3 protein-coding genes are annotated in these 2010 nt (G+C 69.2%); 2 read left to right on the forward strand and 1 reads right to left on the reverse strand.

Annotated elements, in window-relative coordinates:
- The first annotated feature begins 221 nt into the window (after positions 1–221).
- Entirely contained in the window at positions 222–956 is a 735-nt protein-coding gene (locus tag ACFE7U_RS17490; RefSeq protein ID WP_375410982.1) for a sigma-70 family RNA polymerase sigma factor, read from the forward strand.
- A gap of 55 nt (positions 957–1011) precedes the next feature.
- The gene (gene fabI / locus ACFE7U_RS17495; RefSeq protein WP_375410983.1) at positions 1012–1815 is read left to right on the forward strand and encodes an enoyl-ACP reductase FabI; all 804 of its coding nucleotides are present in this window, start codon (positions 1012–1014) and stop codon (positions 1813–1815) included.
- A gap of 5 nt (positions 1816–1820) precedes the next feature.
- Here fabI and ACFE7U_RS17500 read toward each other — a convergent pair.
- A partial coding sequence (locus tag ACFE7U_RS17500) for a hypothetical protein (RefSeq protein WP_375410984.1) occupies positions 1821–2010 on the reverse strand: 190 nt, incomplete at its 5' end.

Genomic DNA, 2010 nt, shown 5'->3' on the forward strand with positions numbered 1-2010 from the left:
CAAGCCAAGCCCAGGCCGGGTGACCCCGGCAGCTGCGCCCTCGGCGGCGACCATCGCCGGGTGAGCTTGAGCGTACGGGGTGCAAGCCGGACTGTGATGCGCTACAACCGGCCGAACGCCGATGGGTGTCCCGGCCTGTAGCGGACGGCCTCGACACCTTGCCGATGCGCCGGAGCCCCTGTCGCCGGTCGCCCTCCGACCCAATCAGAACTCGACGAGCCATGACACGCGACGTGATCGAGACGATGCCCGACAGTGACGCGGGGGACGGACGCCCCAAGCTTCCGGCCAACATCCGGACCCATCTCGGCGACCACCTGCGCACGGTCTACGACCGGCTCGGGACCGACGAGCAGCCGGGCCGCTTCGCCGAACTCCTCGAGAAGCTCGAGGCGGCACTGCGCGCCCGCGGGGAGGCGATCGAGCCGGAGTTCCGCAACGGCCTGCTTGCCGCCGTACCGTCCTTGCGCGCCTTCGCCCTCTCGCTCACGAGCAATCCGGCCCGTTCCGACGACCTCGTGCAGGACACGCTCCTGAAGGGCTGGCAGCACCGCGCCCGCTTCCAGCCCGGCACCAACCTCAACGCCTGGCTGTTCACGATCCTGCGCAACATCTTCTACTCGGACCACCGCAAGCGCGTGCGCGAGGTCGAGGATCAGGACGGCTCCTACGCCGCGCGCCTCGCCACCGCCCCCCACCAGGGCGACCGCCTCGACGTCGAGGACCTGCAGACGGCGTTGGCCAAGCTGCCGCCCGACCAGCGCGAGGCCCTGGTGCTGGTCGGCGCCGAGGGGGTCTCCTACGAGGAGGCCGCGGCGATCATGGGCTGCAAGGTCGGCACGGTGAAGAGCCGCGTCAGCCGCGCCCGCGGGCGCCTCGCCGAGCTCCTGGGCTACGACGAGGAGGATCTCAGCTCCGACCGGCTGATCCAGTCCGCCATGCCCAAGGACGTTTGAAGACCCATCAACGAAACCGGCCCGACGAGGCCGGATCGCAAGGCTGAGGATACGCATGACGGGTTTGATGGCGGGCAGGCGCGGCCTCATCATGGGGGTCGCCAACGACCATTCCATCGCCTGGGGCATCGCCAAGGCCTTGCACGGCCAGGGAGCGGATCTCGCCTTCACCTACCAGGGTGAGGCGCTCGGGCGCCGCGTGACGCCGCTGGCCGCCTCGCTCGGCTCGGACATCGTGCTGCCCTGCGACGTGGAGGATCTCGCCAGCGTCGACGCCGTCTTCGCGAGCCTCGCGGAGCGCTGGCCGGACGGCATCGACTTCGTCGTCCACGCCATCGGCTTCTCCGACAAGGCCGAATTGAAGGGCCGCTACGTCGACGCCACCACCCGCGAGAATTTCTCGCGCACCATGACGATCTCGTGCTTCTCCTTCACGGAGGTGGCCCAGCGCGCGGCCCGGATGATGCGGCCGGGCGGCGCGCTCCTCACCCTGACCTTCGGCGGCGCTACGCGGGTCATGCCGAACTACAACGTCATGGGCGTGGCCAAGGCCGCCCTCGAAGCCTCGGTGCGCTACCTCGCCGGCGACCTCGGGCCCGACGGCATCCGCGTCAACGCGATCTCTGCCGGGCCGATGCGGACGCTCGCGGGTGCCGGCATCGGCGACGCGCGCGCCATGTTCGCCCACCAGAAGGCGCACGCGCCCCTGCGGCGGACCGTGAGCCTCGACGAGGTCGGCGGCTCGGCCCTCTACCTCCTGAGCGATCTCTCGGGCGGGGTCACCGGTGAGATCCACTTCGTCGATTGCGGCTACAACATCATCGCGATGCCGCGTCCCGAAGCGCTTGAGGGAGCGTAATCCGGCTAGACCGTCGGATTACGAAGCCGAGCGCAGTCGTCTCGTTGCCCTGAACCGGCGAAAAACGTCGTCGCCGACGATCTTATCTCTGTGCCCATGTGCATGCCGGCGCGAAGACGGTTGTCGAGATCGATACTGTTCGCTAAAGCGCGGCTATGCCCGACCTCGACAGCCTGCTCGATCGCCTCAAGGCGC

It is taken from the genome of uncultured Methylobacterium sp. (genome assembly GCF_964251405.1).
Taxonomy (GTDB): domain Bacteria; phylum Pseudomonadota; class Alphaproteobacteria; order Rhizobiales; family Beijerinckiaceae; genus Methylobacterium.